The sequence below is a fragment of the Microcoleus sp. S13_C5 genome (assembly GCF_036700845.1).
Taxonomy (GTDB): domain Bacteria; phylum Cyanobacteriota; class Cyanobacteriia; order Cyanobacteriales; family Microcoleaceae; genus Microcoleus.
In genome coordinates, this window is record NZ_JAUBPR010000012.1 from 20,468 (window position 1) to 40,884 (window position 20,417).

The 20,417-nt window shown below is 45.1% G+C and carries 17 protein-coding genes and 2 pseudogenes; 8 read left to right on the forward strand and 11 right to left on the reverse strand.

Features of this window, described 5'->3' with window-relative positions; translation table 11 throughout:
* Positions 1–365 precede the first annotated feature (365 nt).
* Both QUA04_RS05360 and QUA04_RS05365 read right to left on the reverse strand, forming a co-directional pair.
* Positions 366–635 carry a hypothetical protein gene (locus QUA04_RS05360; protein WP_333254484.1) on the reverse strand — a complete coding sequence of 90 codons (270 nt, stop codon included), beginning with the start codon at positions 633–635 and terminating at the stop codon, positions 366–368.
* An 80-nt stretch (positions 636–715) separates the two neighbouring features.
* Positions 716–2,623, reverse strand: a complete 1,908-nt coding sequence (locus tag QUA04_RS05365; protein WP_333254486.1) for a serine/threonine-protein kinase — start codon at positions 2,621–2,623, stop codon at positions 716–718.
* A gap of 302 nt (positions 2,624–2,925) precedes the next feature.
* Here QUA04_RS05365 and QUA04_RS05370 point away from each other — a divergent pair, with 302 nt between their 5' ends.
* Entirely contained in the window at positions 2,926–4,455 is a 1,530-nt protein-coding gene (locus tag QUA04_RS05370; protein ID WP_333254488.1) for a phenylacetate--CoA ligase family protein, read from the forward strand.
* 47 nt (positions 4,456–4,502) lie between these two features.
* Here QUA04_RS05370 and QUA04_RS29895 read toward each other — a convergent pair.
* Positions 4,503–4,688 (reverse strand): annotated as a pseudogene (locus QUA04_RS29895) (serine/threonine protein kinase); the annotation flags it as partial.
* A gap of 448 nt (positions 4,689–5,136) precedes the next feature.
* Here QUA04_RS29895 and QUA04_RS05375 point away from each other — a divergent pair.
* From QUA04_RS05375 to QUA04_RS05385, 3 genes and pseudogenes are all read left to right on the forward strand, one after another.
* The gene (locus QUA04_RS05375) at positions 5,137–7,020 is read left to right on the forward strand and encodes an MASE1 domain-containing protein (RefSeq protein WP_333254490.1); all 1,884 of its coding nucleotides are present in this window, start codon (positions 5,137–5,139) and stop codon (positions 7,018–7,020) included.
* Between the two features lie 108 nt (positions 7,021–7,128).
* Positions 7,129–7,545, forward strand: a pseudogene (locus QUA04_RS05380) (element excision factor XisH family protein).
* Positions 7,533–7,868: a XisI protein gene (locus tag QUA04_RS05385; protein ID WP_333124309.1), complete on the forward strand. Its 336-nt coding sequence runs from the start codon at positions 7,533–7,535 to the stop codon at positions 7,866–7,868. The pseudogene QUA04_RS05380 and the gene QUA04_RS05385 overlap by 13 nt, the downstream one beginning before the upstream one ends.
* Positions 7,869–7,909: 41 nt before the next feature.
* Here the strand turns inward: QUA04_RS05385 and QUA04_RS05390 are convergent, their stop codons facing one another.
* Complete coding sequence (locus tag QUA04_RS05390) at positions 7,910–8,668, reverse strand: Uma2 family endonuclease (RefSeq protein WP_333254612.1); 759 nt, start codon at positions 8,666–8,668, stop codon at positions 7,910–7,912.
* Between the two features lie 153 nt (positions 8,669–8,821).
* Positions 8,822–9,910, reverse strand: coding sequence for a Rho termination factor (modular protein) (locus tag QUA04_RS05395; RefSeq protein ID WP_333254493.1), 1,089 nt, complete (start codon positions 9,908–9,910; stop codon positions 8,822–8,824).
* A gap of 221 nt (positions 9,911–10,131) precedes the next feature.
* Here QUA04_RS05395 and QUA04_RS05400 point away from each other — a divergent pair, with 221 nt between their 5' ends.
* Positions 10,132–10,371, forward strand: a complete 240-nt coding sequence (locus tag QUA04_RS05400) for a hypothetical protein (RefSeq protein ID WP_333254495.1) — start codon at positions 10,132–10,134, stop codon at positions 10,369–10,371.
* Between the two features lie 143 nt (positions 10,372–10,514).
* On the opposite strand, the gene QUA04_RS05405 is transcribed toward QUA04_RS05400, so the two are convergent.
* The 4 genes from QUA04_RS05405 to QUA04_RS05420 form a co-directional block, all read right to left on the reverse strand.
* A complete protein-coding gene (locus QUA04_RS05405) occupies positions 10,515–11,228 on the reverse strand; it encodes a ParB N-terminal domain-containing protein (RefSeq protein WP_333254498.1) in 714 nt (237 codons plus the stop codon).
* Positions 11,228–12,730: an AAA family ATPase gene (locus QUA04_RS05410; protein ID WP_333254500.1), complete on the reverse strand. Its 1,503-nt coding sequence runs from the start codon at positions 12,728–12,730 to the stop codon at positions 11,228–11,230. The genes QUA04_RS05405 and QUA04_RS05410 overlap by 1 nt, the downstream gene beginning before the upstream one ends.
* 315 nt (positions 12,731–13,045) lie before the next feature.
* A complete protein-coding gene (locus tag QUA04_RS05415; protein ID WP_333254502.1) occupies positions 13,046–14,098 on the reverse strand; it encodes a fatty acid desaturase in 1,053 nt (350 codons plus the stop codon).
* A 257-nt stretch (positions 14,099–14,355) separates the two neighbouring features.
* On the reverse strand, positions 14,356–14,637 hold the full coding sequence (locus tag QUA04_RS05420; protein WP_333254504.1) for a hypothetical protein: 282 nt from the start codon (positions 14,635–14,637) through the stop codon (positions 14,356–14,358).
* Positions 14,638–14,757: 120 nt separating this feature from the next.
* Here QUA04_RS05420 and thrC point away from each other — a divergent pair, with 120 nt between their 5' ends.
* Positions 14,758–15,936 carry a threonine synthase gene (thrC, locus tag QUA04_RS05425; protein ID WP_445242291.1) on the forward strand — a complete coding sequence of 393 codons (1,179 nt, stop codon included), beginning with the start codon at positions 14,758–14,760 and terminating at the stop codon, positions 15,934–15,936.
* A gap of 295 nt (positions 15,937–16,231) precedes the next feature.
* Entirely contained in the window at positions 16,232–17,086 is an 855-nt protein-coding gene (gene purU / locus QUA04_RS05430; protein WP_333254506.1) for a formyltetrahydrofolate deformylase, read from the forward strand.
* Between the two features lie 137 nt (positions 17,087–17,223).
* Here the strand turns inward: purU and QUA04_RS05435 are convergent, their stop codons facing one another.
* Both QUA04_RS05435 and QUA04_RS05440 read right to left on the reverse strand, forming a co-directional pair.
* A complete protein-coding gene (locus QUA04_RS05435; RefSeq protein ID WP_333254508.1) occupies positions 17,224–18,195 on the reverse strand; it encodes a mechanosensitive ion channel family protein in 972 nt (323 codons plus the stop codon).
* A gap of 415 nt (positions 18,196–18,610) precedes the next feature.
* Positions 18,611–19,243: a hypothetical protein gene (locus QUA04_RS05440; RefSeq protein ID WP_333254510.1), complete on the reverse strand. Its 633-nt coding sequence runs from the start codon at positions 19,241–19,243 to the stop codon at positions 18,611–18,613.
* Positions 19,244–19,380: 137 nt separating this feature from the next.
* Here QUA04_RS05440 and QUA04_RS05445 point away from each other — a divergent pair, with 137 nt between their 5' ends.
* Positions 19,381–20,406 (forward strand): YihY/virulence factor BrkB family protein, encoded by a 1,026-nt coding sequence (locus QUA04_RS05445; protein WP_333254512.1) that lies wholly within the window; start codon positions 19,381–19,383, stop codon positions 20,404–20,406.
* Positions 20,407–20,417 lie beyond the last annotated feature (11 nt).

Below are 20,417 nucleotides of genomic sequence, written 5' to 3' on the forward strand. Positions count from 1 at the left end.
AAACTTTTATTACAAAATTTACGGCGTTTCTCATAAAAAAAATTCAGCCAACTGTTTCAGTGCGCGGATGGCGGAAATTACTCAAGCTATTACTTATATGATGTCCGGTTAATTGTTCATAATTAGTCCGTGTTTGTACTGACAAGTAGAGTTTTCTCTCAAGGGATGAATCAGGACGCTGCGTCCTGATTCATCCAAAAAAGGATACTTGCTTTCAGACAACAGTCGTAGAGAGATAAAAATTTTAGATTAAGGTTCAACCTGCCAGATTCCTCTGTGAAGTAAATCTCAAATCTCAAATCTCAAATGGACTAACGGAGAACTTAATTAGGGTTCTATAACCGGAAATCCTCTTATGCACTGCCTTAATTCACAGGCTTAGTGGAATTCGCGCAAAACTTTTCATCTACAATTGCAGAAGTGATACTGACAGCGTTCATGGATGATGACGGAATTATCAAATCTTGCGGAACAACCACGGTCTTTTTACAAACCAGCTCGCTACTGCCTACAGAGGCAAAGTTCCAAGCATAAAATTCGGGAGTGCTGACTGTCGCATTGGCCGGATGTAAACCTAGTGCAGTCACTAATACTAATCCAAAAGTCACTAAAGCTACGATCGCGAATCTCAGCATATTCTTTGTTTGAACCCGACAACTTATCTGATTGGTATTACCTTATTATTGCCTGGGTGGATCGAGAGCGTCAATAGCAGTTATTCCGCCGTCAGGTTCAACTCGTAAGCGATCGGCTCAGATGCTTGAGAAACTACCACAAATTCATAATAACCAGCATCATCCAGCAATCCAGACCAACTAAGTCCCTCTGCATCTTCCAGCAAAGGTCGCGCGCCCTTTGTCCGCCCCGGAGTATAAATTGACAGTAGAGTAGATTTGCGCGGTGCTTGTAGATTCACGCGCAAAGTTTGATTTTGAGCGAACCTGGCAATGTAAGCTTTCCCTTCCCCGGGTTTGAGATTCCCTGTGAGGCTTTTGCTGTTCGATCGGCGGTCAAATTCAACGCTTTCGACAGTTGCTCCAGCTTGTAAGGCTTCGAGTGCGTCGGCGGTAATTGCTTGCCAAATTTGTCCGATCGGCAAACCAAGGATATTGCGATCGCGCGGCTGTTCTGGAAACCAATAAAAGAACTTAGCATCAGCCAAATCGTACAAAGCCCTACTGCTCAAATTCAGCTTGTTAACCTCTGTTTTCCAGCGATCGAGATCAGTGGTGTCGTAAGTGCCCAACCGCGCTCTAGCGTCGCTGCTGAGATTTTCCAGCTTATCGAGCAACTCCTCGCCGATTTTCTGCCACCTTTCGCGCCATTGGCGATCGTCATCGCCTTCTTTTAACAGCCGTCCGCCCAATTCCGGGTATTTGGCATAGAAAGTCTCGTCCACAAGGTTGACATAACCGCTATAGAATCGATCGTCAATTTTGAGCTTGACAAAGCGATCTTGCAAAGCATCTTCTTGCTGCTGCTTCGGGTTTGAAGGCTGGGGAACTTTCTGCACTTTTGATTGCAGATTTAACAAAGAATTGCCCGCAAACCAGCCAACTCCACCCATAGTTGATAGCACAGCCACCACAAACAAAACCATTTTCCAAGCAGGCATTTTTTGCTGATTGCCAATAGCAGCAATTCGCACCGGAGTTCCCGGCAGTTTTGGCGTGGGAGCGGGCACGGGTATAGGCGAGAAATCCGGCGGTGGCTGCGTGATCCCAAAATCCGGGGCTGGTGGCAAAGGTGGCTGTAAAGGCGGATTGCCGGAGAGAGCGAGCATTACCTCGCGAGCCGAGGAGTAACGCTGGCTCGGCTGTTGAGCAAGCATTTTATCCAGCACCAGGGACAAATTCGGAGACAGAGAACATTCCGCCCGCCACTTCCAATTCAGGGTATGGCTGTCGAGCAATTGATGCGGTTCCTTCCCCGTCAGCAACACCAAAACCGTGGCCGCCAGAGCGTACAAATCGCTGTGGGGAGAGACGATGCCCATCTGCATCTGTTCGACGGGAGCATAGCCGAGCTTGCCGATGCGAGTCGCGGGGGCGGGAGTGCCGTTAGCCTCAGCGAAAAGAGACTCTACGGTGGCGGCGACTTGTTTTACTCCCCCAAAGTCGATTAGCACGGGCATCCCGTCAGAACTCCGCAGAATCAGGTTGTCCGGGGAGATGTCGCGGTGAATCACTCCCAAAGAGTGAATGTATTCGAGCACGGGCAAAATCTGGATGAGCAGTTGATTGATTTCTGCCTCTATGAACCGCAAACCCTGACGCTTGCGGGCGTCTAGCAAAAAGCGGTAAGTTTGGCCTGGCACGTAGTCTTGGACGAGAAATAGGTAGCCTCGATCGCTGATACTGACGCGGAAGAGTTCGCGAAAGCGCGGGATTTGATTGTGTTGCAGCTTGTAGAGCACTCCCGCTTCCCGCTCGAACAGTTCCTCGGATTTTTGTAAAGCGTAACTTCCGTGTACTTGGGGCGCAAATTCTTTTAAAACGCAGGGTTCGTTAAATCGGTGGGCGTCTTCTGCTAGGTAGGTGCGCCCGAAGCCTCCGTGTCCCAATTCGCGGACGATGCGGTAGTGATTGTTGAGAGTTATGCCGGGGTAGATGGGATTGTTCATTGGAACTTGCTGCGTCGGATTTTCACGCTTGACTGAGACTGGGAGTTTTGGGCGATCGCTGAATTAATCTTGACATAGTGTGTCAGTGTTTATTAGTTGATCGGCAGCTTGGCTATCCCCTGTGGTTATTGTGAAAACAGCGGTTTCGTGCTATGGAAGTTTATCTCCTGCGCCATATTTTCGATCGACCTCAAAATGTGTTCAAATTTTTAGTGTCCAGCCCAATGTGCGATCGGGCGTTAGCGCTACTAATTGAATCTTGAGCGATCGAGGTGCAAAATACGCATTTTAAGGAGCAAATAATGCAGCCAGAACAGCGTCAGCGAGCAATGGGGGGGTTTGAAGAGTTTTTGAGGGCGCCGCTTGAGGAACGATTGCAACACCAGCAGAATCGAGTTGCCGAATCCAAGGCGATCGCGCTTTTTCAAAAAGTCGCGGCCACAGTACCAGCTTACCAGACTTTCCTAGCTGCACTTAACATCAATCCCGCCTCAATTCAAACCTTTGAAGACTTCCAAAAATTGCCGCTAATTACCAAAGAGAATTATTTACGCTGTCACCCGCTACCTCAGTTGTGCTACCAGGGTAAATTAGAAAGTTGCGATTTCATTGCGGTTTCATCTGGTTCGACAGGAAACCCGACATTTTGGCCGCGTTTTATCAGCGATGAGTTGCAAATTGCCGCTCGTTTTGAACAAATATTTCACGACAGTTTTTACGCCGACAATCGCTCAACTTTAGCTGTGATTTGCTTTGCGTTGGGAACTTGGGTAGGCGGAATGTACACGGCAAATTGCTGTCGCTATCTAGCGAGTAAGGGTTATCCAGTTACAGTTGTGACGCCTGGGAATAATAAGACTGAAATATTTCGAGTTGTGCAGGAACTTGGGGAGCATTTCGAGCAAGTAGTTTTGTTGGGATATCCGCCATTTATCAAGGATGTGATTGATAGCGGAATTGCTGGGGGTGTGGAGTGGCAAAAATATCGAATTAAGATGGTGTTTGCGGGGGAAGTGTTTAGCGAAGAATGGCGGAGTTTGGTGAGCGATCGCACTAATTCAGACAATCTATATTACAACTCTGCGAGCCTTTACGGTACTGCGGATGCCGGCGTTTTGGGCAACGAGACACCGCTGAGCATTTGCATCCGCCGCTTTTTAGCAAATAATCCGGAAGCATCACGAAATTTATTCGGGGAATCGCGGTTGCCAACGCTGGTACAGTACGATCCGAAAAGCCGTTTTTTTGAAGTGAATAATGATGGCACGCTATTATTTTCTGGCGACAACGGCATCCCGCTAATACGCTATCACATCTCCGATAACGGCGGTTTAATTTGTTACGAAGCAATGCTCAATTTTTTGGCTGAATGGGGATTTAACCCTGTGGCACGTTTGCAGCAAGCAGCAGCTATGAAAGTTTCTAATTTCCCCAGAGGAATTCGCTGCTTGCCATTTGTCTATGTATTTGGGCGATCGCACTTTACCGTTTCCTACTTCGGTGCTAACATTTACCCGGAAAATGTCACCGTAGGTTTAGAAGTTCCCACCATTCGGGAATGGGTGACGGGAAAATTTGTACTGCAAGTCAAGGAAGATGCGGATCAAAATCGGTTTTTATCGGTGGTTGTGGAATTAGCAGCGGGGGTGGAGGGCGATGAGGAGATGAAGCAGGCGATCGCATCTTCAATTCTCGCGCAATTGCGGCGGCTAAACAGCGAATTTGCTAATTACGTGCCGCCCGAATATCAGTTACCTGTGGTGACATTAACTGCGACGGGCGATGCCGAGTATTTTCCGATTGGGGTGAAGCACCGATATACGCGACAGTAAGTAATTTGAATTAATGTAAGCTTTCCCTTCTCCGGGTTTGAGATTGCCTGTTCGGATTTTTGTAAAGCGTAACTTCCGTGTACTTGGGGCCCAAATTCTTTTAAAACGCAGGGCTCGTTAAATCGGTGTGCGTCTTCAGCGAGGTAGGTGCGCCCGAAGCCTCCGTGTCCCAATTCGCGGAGGAGGCGGTATTGGTTGTTGAGAGTTATGCCGGGGTAGATGGAATTGCTCATTGGAACTTGTTGCGTCGGATTTTGACACTTGGCTGAGACTGAGGATTTTTGGCGATCGCTGATTTAATCTTGACATTAATTTGGACATAATTGATGAGCTTTTATCTGCCGCTCTGTCGCACGCGCCGCTCCTAGTTTTATGTTATGACAGCGAGTGCGATCGGGGGCAAGTGAGTTCACAAAGCCATTCGTCATCGGATTTTAGATTTTAGATTTTAGATTAAGACTACAGATGAATCCGGGAGGTCGTGACCCAATTTTTTGGTCAGAAGTCTGCTATGGTAAATTAAAGACATCCGCAGCAACAATGACTATGCTTGAGTTCATGATTTTTGCTGGTTTTTTGCTGTTTTATACCTGGGGATGATCCTCGGAAGCAACTTTGTCAAAAAATTGGCGATCGGCTCCGAATATTGTTAAAAAATAAGAGCAAGTTCACAGAGTTTTAATGAATTTTCGATCGCTACCAAAATGGTTGCTGCACGCGACAGCAGTTACGGTTATAGCTGCTGTATACTACAGCACCGCTGAATTGGGGAGATTTTTGGCATCTACGCCAGACAATGTGACTCCCGTGTGGCCTCCTGACGGGTTCGCTTTAGCCGCCCTCCTGCTGCTAGGATATCGCGTTTGGCCGGGAATTTGGATTGGTTCATTTTTTGCCAATATTTGGGCTTTTTTGGACAAGACAAATGCAGATTCTGTTGCGATTTCTATCGCAATTGCCTCTAGCATCGCTGCAGGAACTACCTTATCAGCAATCTTAGGCAGTTTCCTGCTAAACAAGTTTGTCAGACGCGGCCATCTGTTCGATCGCCCTCAAAATGTGTTCAAATTTGTAGTTATGGGCGGAATGGGCGGCCCGATTGTCAGTGCGACTGTGGGCATTACCACTCTCTGTTTGCGGGGTATTGTCCCTCTGGCAGATTGGGGCATGAACTGGTTTACATGGTGGATGTCAAATGTAGGCGGAATTCTGATTTTTACACCTCTAGTATTAATTTGGAGCCAACCACTATTAGAGGCACTTCAGGATTTATTCGAGCTCTGTACAGCAGGAATAAGGCAAAAAAAAAAGCTGAAATTGAAGCATTTGAAATCTATCTCATCTGAGGTCAAAGTGGCTGAGCTTGCCATATTGATACTGCTCGTGCTGGCCGTAGGTAAAATTGCTTTTGGCGGCGGCTATCCTGTAGAGTATATGCTGATTCCATTTCTTCTATGGGCAGTATTTCGCTTTGACATCCAAGGAGCAACATTATTAATTTTTATTGTCTCGGCAATTGCTGTTTTAGGAACAGTTAAAGGTAGCGGGCCTTTTGCGCGTCCCGATCTTAATGAATCTTTGGTGTTATTGCAGTCTTTTATCGGGGTTGTTGTGCTGACAACTTTAGTGCTTTATGCTGCGATCGCACAACGGCTGCAAGTAGAGAACCAGTTGCGAGTTCAAACTCAACAGATTGAAAAAACTTTAGGGGATTTGCAGCAGGCACAAGCTCAATTAATTCAAAGCGAAAAAATGTCTGGGTTGGGACAGTTAGTAGCTGGAGTTGCTCACGAAATCAATAACCCCATTAATTTTGTTGGCGGCAATTTGTTTCACGCCAATCAATACACTCAAGAGTTACTCGATCTTGTCAAATTGTATCAAAAATTCTATCCTCAACCAGCACCAGAAATTCAAAATGAAATAGAAGCAGTCGATCTAGAGTTTCTTATGGAAGACTTGCCTCAACTTCTCTCTTCGATGAAGATAGGAACAGAGCGCATTCAAAAGATAGTCTTGTCTTTGCGAAATTTTTCCCGCATGGACGAGTCGGAACTAAAGAGAGTAGACATACATGAAGGATTGGATAGTACGCTGCTTATCTTGGATAACCGCTTGCAATCTAATGCGGAAAATCTGAGCATTCAGGTGATTAAGAAATACAGTAAATTACCTAAAATCGAATGCTATGCTTCTGACTTAAATCAAGTGTTTATGAATATAATTGTTAATGCGATCGATGCTTTGGCAGCCAAAAGGATTAAAACAAACATTAATGATCCTGAAACTTTCCCGCAAATCGAAATTAGCACGAAGCTTTTAGATAAAAATTGTGTATCTGTCAGCATTACGGATAACGGGATCGGTATGCCAGAAGAGATAATAAACCGCATTTTTGACCCTTTTTATACAACTAAACCAGTCGGAAAAGGTACTGGTTTGGGCTTGTATATTAGCTACAATATAATCTCGGAAAAACACAAAGGTAAATTGAAATGCCTTTCAGCACCAGATCGAGGTACGGAGTTTATAATAGAATTGCCAATTAGGCAAGGCAACTCATGAATTATTGATATACATGGCAGTAAGTAGTTTTAATTGATGAGCTATCAGTTGGGAAAAGCCTTGTGTTATTATATAATTAGGGGGACAGTTGATGGTCCCGCTTAGAATATGTCAACAAAAGACATCTACCACAATAATGTCATAACAGCTCTAGAAAAAGATGGGTGGACGACAACAAACGCTCGGTTAACCTGAGAAATTGACGATCGTACTCTCAGCGTCGATTTGGGTGCAGAAAAACTATTTGCTGCCGAAAAGCAAGGTCGCAAAATTGCTGTAGAAGTAAAAAGTTTCGTGAGTGCTTCACCAGTTCATGACTTAGAAGAAGCTGTTGGACAGAATATTGTCTACGAAGATATTCTAGAGCGATCGGAACCTGAACGGATAATATATCTGGCAATCCGTGCAGAAGTTTATGCACAAATTTTTTCTGAACCTATCGGGCAGCTTTTGTTAGAAAAAAAGAGATTTAAATTAATAGTTTTTGATTCGTTAAAGGAGACAATTGTCAGATGGATAGACTAGATGAGTATCGCCGATTTATTCAGAAAATCTTAGAGAGTTATGCCCAGATTCCCTACCTCTACGGAGAAATTAAAAGCAGCGTTATTGTTGACCGCGAACAAAACAATTTTTTACTGATTCACGAAGGCTGGCAAGGACCTCAAAGAATTCACGATTGTATCGTCCATGTGGAAATTATCGACGGCAAAATCTGGATTCAACAAGATGGTATAGAAACGGGAATTACCCCAGAACTTGTAGAATTAGGAGTGCCTAAAGACAAGATAGTTTTAGGGTTTCATCCGTATCATGTTCGGCAACATACGGGATATGCGATCGCCTAAACCAGCTTACAATACAGGAAAATTGAATGAAAGGACGATCGCTAAATCGTATCGGGATCAATATTTAATTCTCGCAGTTTCGCGGCCAGGCGATCGGCTCGTTGAGCTTCTTGTCCGGCTCGTTGAGCTTCTTGTCCAGCTCGTTGAGCCTCTCCGTCGGCTCGTTGAGTCTCGCATTCTGCAAATTCTTGAGGAGTCGGGACAAGCTCTCCTTCTGCGGTAAAAAAACGCAATTTTCCGCCACAAATTCCGAGACTCAAATCGAGCTGCTGACTCCGCAGATGCCCTAATTCGTTCGGTGCGATTGCTTCATATTCCCCGTCAACTAAATGAAACCCAGCTAATTCTAAAGTTTCTGGATCAAACCAAAAGTAGTCGTGAGTGCGAAAAGTATCTTGATAGAGTTGTTTCTTAAAGTTTTTGTCTATATCCGCTGTTTTGGGAGACAGGATTTCAACGATGATATTGGGGTACTTTCCTTCTTCTTCCCAAACTACCCAGCTTTTCCGAGTTTTGCGTTCAGTTCCGAGTACCACAAAAAAGTCTGGGCCTCGGAAGTCTTTCGATTTGAGTTGCTTGGGACTGTAATAAATGGTGAGGTTTCCAGCAGCATAGAAATCATTTCTATCTCGCCATAGCCATTCTAGACAGTTGAGGAGTAGGATTATTTGTCGGAGATGCAGTTCTGTTTCCACGGGAGGTTCGTCACTGTATAAATCGCCTGAAGGAAAGATAACATTTTCTGGTATCTCTTGTTCTGGTATCTCTTGGGTAGTGGCTAATTCTGCGGTTGCGGACATGGCTGCTGGGTGAGGAGTAAGAGGTTGTGTGTCTATTTTAGCAAGCTTTTCATATCTCTGCCGAGGAGTATTCTGAGAGCCCGATCGCGCTTTTTGCAAAAAAATGCGATCGAACACCGAACAATTAGTCTTTAACTACTAGCAATTACCCCTTTATTGGCCGTCAGTGTCCCTGAGAGCGGCCAGAATTTCCGGTCGTTTCATGCGCGCGTAGCCCCGCACTTTCCGGTCTTTGCCGATCGCCTTCAACCGTCTCAGCGAAAGACTTTCGTAGTCTTCCTCTGGGGACGGAAACGGCAACTCCAACTGCAACTGCGGTAACTGAGGTTTCTGCTGTGCTTTCGACTGCTTCTTCGGCTGCGTTTTTGACTGCTTCTTCGGCGGTGCCTCTGGCTGTCTTTCTGAGTGAGTCGCTGCGGCTCCCAGTTGGCGGCGGAGCGTTTCAATTTGATTTTTCAGGTCATTTTCTACGTCTTCAATGGCGTCGGAAACAAACTGATTAATTGTTTGGACTGTGCGTTCTAATTTTGTTGACAGCAGTTTTTCCAGTTCATCCAACTGTCTCAAAGCACCTTCAAGATTTACCTCAGAAATAACAGCAGATGTTGGCGGACGGTTGCTGCTCGATTGTTCAATTTTTTTAGACATTTTATCTACCTTTTCATGAAATGCTTTTTCCACTTGTGCGAGCAAATGCTTAATCTGTTCTATTTGGTTACGCTCAAAGTTCTGCTCAGTGAGAGCGTTTACGTGTTTTTTTAGCAGCTCTTCATTTTTTTTAACAGATTGTTCTATTTGTTTTGTTAGACTATCTACCTTTTTTTGAAATGATAGCTCAAATTGTTGCAGTAGAGTCTCAATTTGTGCTGTTTTCTGAGTCGGTTGCGGAGCTAAATGTTCCATTTCTGCTTGAGCAACAGCTACCTCCTCGTCGGTCATTTCAAATACCCACGCCCACATTTGCTCGATGCCGAGTTCTTTAGCAAGAATACACCAATCTGAGCCGCAGACAACTTCATATTCTTCTTCATTGCTGTAAGCTTCAGTGGGGCGCACAATTAAAGGAATCAAGTTGCTGCCTTGCTCGATCAAACTTCTCCTGATAGCTTCGCGGCGTTCGCGGGGAATCTCTCCCATCTGAGCCTCTGGTACTGCAATTTGGGAAGTGTAAATCTGGCTGTGACTAATTGGCTTAATTCGCAAATATTCAACTATTCGGTTTTGATCGGACGATCGCTCCATCTTGTTACAAGTCCCCTTTTGTCATTAAAATCTGGTGTTTGGGTGTTTATTTATGTTTGCACTTTACAGCCTGCGTTTTAAGTGCTGCAGGACTAACCCAAGAACTGTAATTGTAGGGTGCGAGACAAACACCTTACCCAGACCGTGGTAAGTTAAAGGGTTTCTTGGGCTGAGTCTTCCCAGTCTGCGATCGAACTTGGTTATCTGGCGGAGATATCGCGTTGCTGCTGTACCTATGCGGCTGGCTGTGCGGTGACAGCCCGGGCGATGGCGTCCCGCCCCGCAAGCTACGGCAAAAGTTACTGCAATTCCTAAAAAAAGCGACTGTGATGAGTTTAACTGCCTGCGGGACACCAATGCTCCACTGCTTTACTCATCTTTACTTTTTTTGGCGTCAGGGCGATCGGGCTGACGTTGCGAGTTGCGATCGCAATTGCGATTTATACGAAAGCCAGCTTTAATATCGCCCTTATTCTTTAGTCTCCAGCGAGAGGGACGGAAGTTTGTGTAGGATGGGTTTCAACCGCCGAGTCATATCGGGTTTTTCAACTTTTGTCGGGCGGGCTTTGAGCGCCCCAAAAATGCAATTGAGATGGCTGAAAGCTTATAAATATTTTTGCCACTTGTCAATAAGCTTAATCATTGTTTTCTCGCCTAACCCTTTACCTTTCATGCGTTCCAACACATTTTCAAAAGATGCAAACTGCTGCAAATCTCGCTCTTTGATGATTTGTTCTATTGTTTGAGCTTTTATGCCAGCATTTTTCAAATTTGTAGCCAACTTGAATTTATCTTGAGTGTTGAGTGCTTCCAACAGCGGAACAGGTTTGGGAATCCGACTTTCAACATCTTTAACCCTCTCTATCAGCGCCTGTTTTTCCCGCGTATACTCGGCTTTTAATTCCGTAATTCTGTTTTCCAATCGAGTTTCAATATTTGTCAGCCGCTGTTCAAAACTGGAGGAATGTTGAGGCACCTCACTTACAAATTTATTGTCAGTGCTTGCGGTTTTTCTGAGAATTTTAAGTTGTTCCAGTAGAAGCTCTTCATTTTCTTCTTCCAGGATAAATGCTCCGATTGTCTCGCCTTTTTGAGGTTCTATTTCCTTTGCTCTCGCCGCCGCATAGTATTCAAAGTCTCCGTCTACTATTTCGTAAGCATCCATACCGTTTCGGCGGACAATTATCGGATTAATCAATCCTCCTGACTCTAAAATCAGTCGCGCTAATTTGTCCAAATCAGCCTCGGCAAAATTGGAACGGGGAACTGCGGATGTAATTTTTTTAACTGCAACCAGTGACGGAGATAATTTTTTCATTAGTTTTTACCTATTTTTTCCAAAACTTCAAGTGCTAGCATTTCAAATTCTTGGGATGCGATGCAATCAGGCTTAAAGTCTAGCACTGAAATGGGATCGGCGATTTCCATATTTCCCACGATTTGAAATTGTTCTGCACACTTTGCTAAATCGTCTCTCTCGTAAATTACGCTGTCCATGATTTCAAAGCCGTAGCGTTTGGGAATTGCCTCCCTCCGCTTGGGCAAACTGTACTGTACAAATTTACTATTAGTTGAGATTTTGCAAGAGAGTACGCCTAAAACTTCTAGAGGTTTCTTGCGAATTTGTTTTTTGAATACGTTGACTTTTTTAATAAAATCCTTGACATTAATCAGTCCTTGATTGGCAAAAGGTTTTAAGTCAGAAGGAATAATTAAATAATCCGCCGCAATTAGGGCAACTCTAGCATAAAAATTCAAAGATGGCGGCGTATCGATCAGTACAATATCATATTTATCCTGTACTTCTTCTAGTTTATTAATTAAAATCATTCGGCTGAAATCTAGTTGATTGAGTTCCGTTTCATATTGCATTAAATCAATGTGGGAAGGAATCACATCAATTTCGGGATGGCAAAAATTAGACTTGCGAGCTACTTGTGCAATCGAGAAAAAGTCTTCTGATTGCAAAACTTGAAGAATATTATTATCTTTCAAATCGTCTTGTTCTTCATCCTCAAATTTTACTAAACCTGTCGCAAAGGTTGTATTAGCCTGACTGTCTAAGTCTATCACCAAGACTCTCTTACCTTTCTTGCTCAGCGCAGCAGCTAAATTGACTACTGTTGTAGTTTTGCCAACGCCGCCTTTATTGTGGTAAACAGCAATTATTTTCATAGTATTTTGCCTTTTTTGGGGAACGGTTACATCGGATTTAACTTGAGGCTTAACTGGATAATTTTCAGGTATTTGTTCCGGTTCAGAGATTTGACTTGGCTCAGGTTCTACGGTGGCGGGATTGTTGGGCTGTACTGGGACTTCGCTAATTAACTCAGGACTAACCAAACTAATTTTACTATCTTCCAGTTGAAGATTATCTGGATTTTTTATAAAATTTAAACTATCTCTGCCAATTAAAGCGATAATTTCATCAATTCTATTTTCAAGGTCTTGTCCAGCACACTTAAAGACTAGCTCAATATCATCGGCGACTCTTTCGTAAATTCTAATTTCTTTACCGTTAGTTATGAGTCCGTAGCGGATGCTCAAACTTGTTAAATAGCGAGTGAGTTTTCGCAGGTGGCGGTCTAAATTTTCTTTCGGATGTTTAGCCTCCATAACTACACTCATCGGTGAGTCTGTCTCGACGACTATGGGGATAACTTGGGTGGCAAATGAGAGGAAGTCTAGACGAATAGTCCCAAATGCTATTTCTTGGTGCCAAGTGTCGGGGGTATAGCCTAGTTTTGGTAGCAGATAGCTGACAATGAGTTTGCTTTCTACTTCGCTTTCGTTGCGACAGTTATTGGGATTGAAAGTCATTCGATTTTAGATTTTAGATTTTAGATTTTAGATTGGGAATGACTGATTTAATAATGGTACGGATTGTGATATTGACAGTAGGGCGCGCATTCCTCCCTTTACAAAGGCTACGGATTGGGGAGCAGCTCATATTTGTAAAAACACTTCTTCTGCCTCCTTCCTTCTTCCTCTTTTCTCCTGGCTCCTGACTCCTGACTCCTAACTCCAATTTCTAGCTTAGCTGCTTTCATTGAGATGCTCCCACGGATTGTAATATCGAAAAACCCGGTTGTGTTTTACAAACCGGGTTTTTCGGGCATTTATCGCGTTGAAAACTTACTTGGTTTTAGCGTTAAATTCCTGCAATGTTTGATAGCCGCCAGCGGGATTGTACAAGTGACAGTTGTCGGCAATCCGCTTCATTAAAGACCAAGAAAATTCTGTTTCGTAGAGATGATCTTGCCAATTTTCCTTTAAGCTGCTGTGGGCGAGGCGCAAATTGTACCAGGGAATAGCAGTTGAAAGGTGGTGGGGAACGTGCACGTTAATGTCGTGGCACAGAAACTCTACCCAGCGGGGATAATCGCAGTGAACTGTTCCCGATAGTTGCGCTTGGGCTTCGTCCCATTCTTCAGGTTCTTGAAAGGAAATATCTGGTGCTGTGTGGTGAACGATCGTAAAAGTGCTCATCCAGAAATGGTAAACCAGCCAGGGCACTAACCAAAATTTGACAAATCCCCAAATGCCTGTGGTTGCAATTAAAATCGGGAATCCGATCGCAGCACCGATTAAAACTACAAAAACTGAAAACCGCACTTGTTCTTGTTGCTGTTTGCCTTTGAAGCGCCACCACTTAAAGTGTACTTTTGCCCAGTGGGCGATCGAGCCAATCCACCACATCCGACCGAAAATTAAACTATAAGCTATTTGTAAAGCCTTGGGAGCAGCAGCGTAGTCTTCCGCTGTCATCGGCTGCCAAGCATTATCTTCGCCAAGTTTATTGGTGTGCTTGTGGTGATAATTGTGGCCGTGCCGCCATGCGTGAAACGGAAAAATTAACGGCAGAAATGCAATATGTCCGACTAAATCGTTTACCCAGCGGCGGTTAGCAAATGACCTGTGCCCGCAGTCGTGGCCGATCACAAAAAAACCGGTTAATCCGGTTCCTGTGAAAATCCACATTAGGGGTAGTAGATACCAAGGAGAGACTGCTATGCCCCAATAACCGACAGCAACTAGCAAAACGTTGACGATTACTTTTGTCCAAGCTTTGCGGGGGTTTTTGACGAATACTTCCCGCGGCAGGGTTTTGAGAATATCTTTCAGGCGCAGGTTGGAAATGTCACTTGCGGATGTCAAATTTAGTGGTTTTTCGATCGATGCTGTCATAAACTGATTTCGATTCTCCGTATGCCATGAGGATGGCTTAACAAATTAGCGCAATAAAAAAGCGCAGTAAAATCTCAGCTCGTTGCCAGCTTGCGGCAGACGAGTTGAGCAGTAGGCAAGCGCGTTTTAGCAAATGCTAGCGATCGCTATCCGCAGTTAGGAATTTCTAGCACTTTCGCCAAAAAATACTGCGGGTAGCAAAACCTTTGTTTTTATAACACAGGGGCAGGACAATTAGCATTAGGCGCTGTTGTCTGCTAATTGCTCTTGCTGCCAGAAATCGGGTCGAGAGCCGGCAAGCCAGCGATCGAGCGTTGCTGTTTGAGGCTTTGCACTTCCAGCAGCAAGGATTCGATTTCCGCTTGCAAGTGCAGGAACTTAACTTGCTGGTCGGCTTGGTAGGGGCACTTCACCGAATCTACTTTGCGGGCAAGACTGGTCGATAGGGTAGAAGAACTAGCCATTTCGGGGTTGCTCGCGGTGACTTGAGGCCGGGAAAGAGTGGATGAATTATTTGACATCAGTAATTGAGTAGACATATCTACACATTCACACCATTAAGTTACTTTAACCTGAACCGATCGTATTAAACATCAAATTAACCGATCGAGCTAAAATTAGTGTAAATTCTTTGGCCATTGCCTAAAACCATTGACATCGTGACCCTGATTCTACCTGCTACTGACTCTGTTGCTAACTCTGCTGCTAACTCTGCTGCCCGCGCCGCCGAGCCGAAACGCTACGGCTGGCCCGGCTTGATCGAAGCTTATCGCCCCTACCTGCCGGTGACGGAAACCACGCCGGTAGTGACGCTCCAAGAAGGCAATACTCCCTTGATTCCAGCACCTGCGATCGCCTCTCTCATCGGTCGAGACGTGCGCGTCTTGGTGAAATACGACGGCCTCAACCCCACTGGGAGTTTCAAAGACCGGGGGATGACAATGGCGATTTCCAAGGCAAAAGAAGCTGGTGCCGAAGCTGTAATTTGCGCCAGTACCGGCAATACTTCGGCCTCCGCGGCCGCCTACGCCCGACGCGGGGGGATGCGAGCTTTCGTGTTGATTCCCGAAGGTTACGTGGCTTTGGGCAAGTTGGCGCAAGCTTTGCTTTACGGTGCGGAAGTAATTTCGATAGGGGGAAATTTCGATCGCGCCTTAGAAATTGTCCGCGAAATGGCTGTCAATTATCCGGTGACATTGGTAAATTCGGTGAATCCTTACCGCTTGGAAGGTCAAAAAACCGGAGCTTTTGAAGTTGTGGACGCTTTAGGGGACGCCCCCGACTGGCTGTGCATTCCCGTGGGAAATGCGGGAAACATCACAGCATACTGGATGGGTTTTTGTCAATACCACCAAGCCAAAAAATGTTCGCGCCTGCCGCAGATGATGGGATTTCAAGCCGCCGGGGCTGCACCGTTGGTAACGGGCTCACCGGTATCGCACCCAGAAACCCTGGCGACGGCGATTCGGATCGGCAACCCTGCTAGCTGGAAACAGGCGATCGCAGCTTCCGAAGCCAGCCGCGGCAGTTTTGCTGCAGTCACCGACGCCGAAATTCTGGACGCTTACCGTTTGTTAGCATCGCAGGAAGGAATTTTCTGCGAACCGGCGAGTGCAGCTTCCGTGGCCGGTTTGCTGAAGGTAAAAGACCAAGTTCCGACTGGGGCGACGGTGGTTTGCGTGCTGACTGGTAACGGTTTGAAAGACCCGGATACCGCAATTAATCACAGCAACAATCAGTTTAAAAGCGGCATTGCTCCGACTTTGGATGCAGTAGCTGGGGCGATGGGATTTTATAAGAAGGAAGAAGGAACAGGGAAGAAGGAAGAAGGAAGATAGAGACAGACAAGATGCCTGTTCCACTCTTAGTTAAAATCTCTTGTGGGGTGGGCATCTTGCCCGTCCGTAAGCCCATCGAAACAGGCAAGATGCCTGTTCCACTCTTAGTTAAAATCTTTTGTGGGGTGGGCATCTTGCCCGCCCCTAAACGCGACATCCTACATTTTCTCCTGAGATATCCATGCACCCCAAAAAACAGGATGAACTCACAATTTATGATCGGAGTTAGTATCAATAAACTCCTGTGATATCACTTTTCTCAATAAACTCAGCGAGACACTTTTGTGATTAAATTATGACTAGCCCTACTGCAACCCTGTTAATTGCCTGTCCCGATCGCAAGGGGCTCGTCGCCTTACTTGCCAATTTTATCGCCTCCCACAACGGCAATATCATCCACGCGGATCACCATACAGATTTTACCGCTGGATTATTTCTGAGCCGGCTAGAATGGCAATTAGATGATTTTGATTTAACCACCGAACAAATAACACCTGCTTTTAGTGAAATTGCCAAGGATTTACAAGCCAATTGGCAATTGCATTTCTCCCAAAAAATTAGACGGCTTGCGATCTGGGTCAGCCGTCAAGATCATTGTTTATTAGACTTGATTTGGCGACAGCGAGCGCAAGAAATCAGAGGTGAAATTCCGCTGATTATCAGCAACCATGAAAATTTAAAGCCTCTTGCCGCACAATACGGTATCGACTTTGAGTATATTCCCATTACTAAAGACAATAAAGCTCTTCAAGAAGCACAACAGTTAGAACTTCTTAAAAAATATGAGATTGATTTAGTGGTTTTGGCTAAATATATGCAAATTTTGAGTCAAGACTTTATCAGAAAGTTTCCCCATGTGATTAATATTCACCATTCATTTTTACCCGCATTTGTGGGTGCAAATCCCTACGAAAGGGCTTATGAAAGAGGGGTTAAAATTATCGGTGCAACAGGCCACTATGTTACACCCGATTTAGATGCTGGCCCGATTATCGAACAAGATGTTGTGCGCGTGAGTCACCGCGATGAAGTGTCTGATTTGGTTCGCAAAGGTAAAGATTTAGAAAGAGTTGTGTTAGCAAGAGCCGTGCGATATCATTTACAAAATCGTGTTTTAGTTTATGGCAATCGGACTGTGGTTTTTGCTTGAAAATTAGGCATCATATCAATCCTGGTTTGTTACTCCTTTGATCACTCGGTGAGTGATATCAATTCCGGTTGCACGAGCGCAGTGCAGCGAATCCCACTGTTTTCTTAACTTGACATTTTTCATGACTTGTGATCCTGTTAAGATTTTCCGTTGTCGTCAATTTGCGATCGCCTTTCGACCAGTTTTCGCAAAGAGCGGCGCATACGACGAGGTTTCGGAACTTTTCCTTCACGCTGCTGGGATCGATGGCCATCTGTCTCTTCGGTTTGATCGTGGAACAAGATGTTCCGCGTGGGATAAGGCAAATCGAGGCCGTTTTCCACATATAGCTTTTTTTTAATAGCAGAAATCACCTTGTCGCGCGATCGCAGATCGTCCATTCGGCGCGGCGGAGCAATCCACCACCGAACGCGGATATTGACCGTACTTTCTGTTAGATCCATCGCTAGTACATCGGGTGCAGGAGCTTTCAAAACCTCCTTTACGCTGTACATTGCTTCTAGGATTAACTGCTTGGCGTGGTCAATATCGTCGCCGTAACCAATACTAATATCGTATTCCATGCGACGTTTATCGAAAGCAGTATTCACTGTCACCGTATTCGTAAACAATTCAGCATTAGGAATGACAATCCGCCGACCATCATAGGTTTGGATTGTTGTAGCGCGAGTCTCAATATTTTCTACCGTTCCCTCAAAGTTTTTAAACACAATCTGGTCATCGATTCGGAACGGTTCCGTCAAAAGAATTAGGATACCGGCTAAGAAGTTTTGCAAGATCTCGCGAAAGGCAAAACCAATCGCCACCCCGCTAATTCCCAGCAGTTGCACCAAATCGCCAGCTTTCAATGTGGGAATTACAATCGAAAGAGAAATAAACAGACCAACGAGAAAGATCGTACTCTGGGCTAACCGTCCTAACACCAGCCCCAAATTTCGAGCTTGGTGGTGGTGGCGGGTAACTCGCCTGACCACTCTCTTAATTTGCCGACCCACAAAGTAAAAAATTGCAAAGACAATTAACGCCAGCACAATATTAGGCAGCATGATCAGAAAGCCGTCGATCATGCTCTGAATCTTTTTCCAGACTATGGATATCTCTGCCTTCATGAAGTTTCCTCGCGCATCAGTCGTTGTCGATAGTAGTAGAATTTAGCTTGATTAAGTTCTATCTAAAGACTGTAGGTTGGTACGACGCGAGGAAGATTTTTTGGCAGTCCTCAAAATTTTGAAGGCGGATTATAGGTTGGGATATAGTACAGTTACATCGATTAGTAGACCATCCGTAGATGCGGAATAATATCAACTTAGCCCTTCATCGAAATTATTCATCTCTCTTCCCTTCCTCTGTATCCTCTGCGTCATCTGTGGTTTAATCATTCCGATATAACCGGAATTGAACATCATAAAGAAGCTGATAAATTAATACTGCTTAATTGCAGGAAAAGCAAAAACAAGGAATCGGTGACTAAATCGCACCTACTAAGGGGATTCGCCCTGCCAACAATTCCTGAATTTTTAACTTCTAATTCCCAAATGGTGGTAGATCAAGTAACTGATTTTTAGAAGGTGGAAGCTGGGCGGGATTTTTGCCGGGGGCAGAAGTTTGGCGGATTTCCAGAGCAGTTTCGCCAGGATTTGCAGTGCGAGTAGGTACTATTTCTAAAGAATATACTGTCTCCGTTTTTGCAGGGGCAGGATTTTGGGCTTTCGTGAGCAAGTCAACGGCATCTCCGAGGGCGCTAGTTAAATTTTTGCTAGTTTCGGCGTGACGGGCTTCTTCTTGTTTGAGGGCTTGAGTGAGTTGTTTAACTTGTTCGATCGCCCGATCGCGCTCTTCGAGAACTTCTGCTAACTTAGCTTTAAGTTCGCCTACTGTTTGCAGTTGTTCGACTTCCTGCTGGCGAGCAACCCCAGCATCGTCGCCTTCGGGTACAATGGGGGAAAAATTTTGTAATTGCTCTATTTGTGCTTCTAGAGAAGCGATGATTTGCTGAGTTAATTTAGCATCATTCCGTCGCTGTTCGGCTTCGGTATTGTAGAGTTGCCGCCACTGAGCCGCACTTTCACCAGCCTCATCTCGATCGCGCGAAACTTCTGTTAACTGCTGTTGCAGCCGCTTGATTTCATCTAACCACTGTCTGACATCCTGAGCCATAATATTGATTTTAGATTTGAGATTTTAAATTGGGGAATTGGGAATTGGCAATTGGGAATTGGCAATTGCTAGTTGATAAGGGCTTAATTAATTAACGACTTGTGTTATCTCATCTTTCGCCCCGTTGCCTGTGCGCTATGAACATTTTTTACTGGTTGCGCTATCTGATTTTAGCTTTGTTTCAGGCGCTTTTGAGGCTGCTTCGAGCTCTCAAACGGAAATGGGGTGGTTTTTGGCTGTTTTGTCGGTGTTTGACTTGGGGCACGCTCAAGGAAGTCGGGGCGAAGGCGGGAGAGCAGCGCTTACCGGGGCTGTCTGCGGAAATGGCCTACAATTCTATGCTGGCGCTGTTTCCGGGGCTGTTGGCTATTTTGTCTGCGATCGCCCTCTTTGAACCTTTGCAGTCAACACTTTATCAAATCGCCCGTCTCTTGGGCGAAGTTATACCGGATAACGTTCGGAATTTGATTGGTGGGTTAATCAAAGAAATTTTGTTAACTCGAAGTAAAGGGCTGTTTTCGGTGAGCTTTTTTGCGTCGCTTTGGGTATTTTCTGGAGTAATGAGCGCGGCGATGGCTGCACTCGATCGCATCCATCAAATCCCGATGGAGCGAACTCGACCTTTTGTGAAAGCCAAACTTATTTCTTTAGGGCTGAGTCTCGGTACAATTTTGCTGTTAATTCTAGCATCGGGAGTAGTATTTGTCAGCGACTTAATTGTGCAAGCTATTGCCCGCCAGAGTTGCTTACTGGAGTCCGTCGCCAATTGCGATTTAAAAGATGTCCAAAATTGCTTGCTACTCGTCGGCAATTGCCCTTTGGAGTCGCAACTGTTAGGTGTTTGGCGGCTGTGGCGGTGGCCGATTTCTTTGGGAATTGTATCACTTGCCTTTGCCTTTGTTTACCGCTACGGGCCGAGCCGCCACCAAGCAGATATTCCTATTTTTTCGGGAGCAGTTTTTGCTGCTATTTTGTGGGCGCTGTTTTCAGCTTTATTTCGGTTTTATGTTTGGCATTGGGGCAATTTCAGTTGGACTTACGGCACGATCGGAACTTTTATTGTGTTGCTGCTGTGGCTGGATATTTCTTCTTTGGTGATGCTGATAGGCGCTCAGTTGAATGTGACAGTGGGAAAGGCTATGAAACAATCACAATTAAAATAATTTGTTAATTT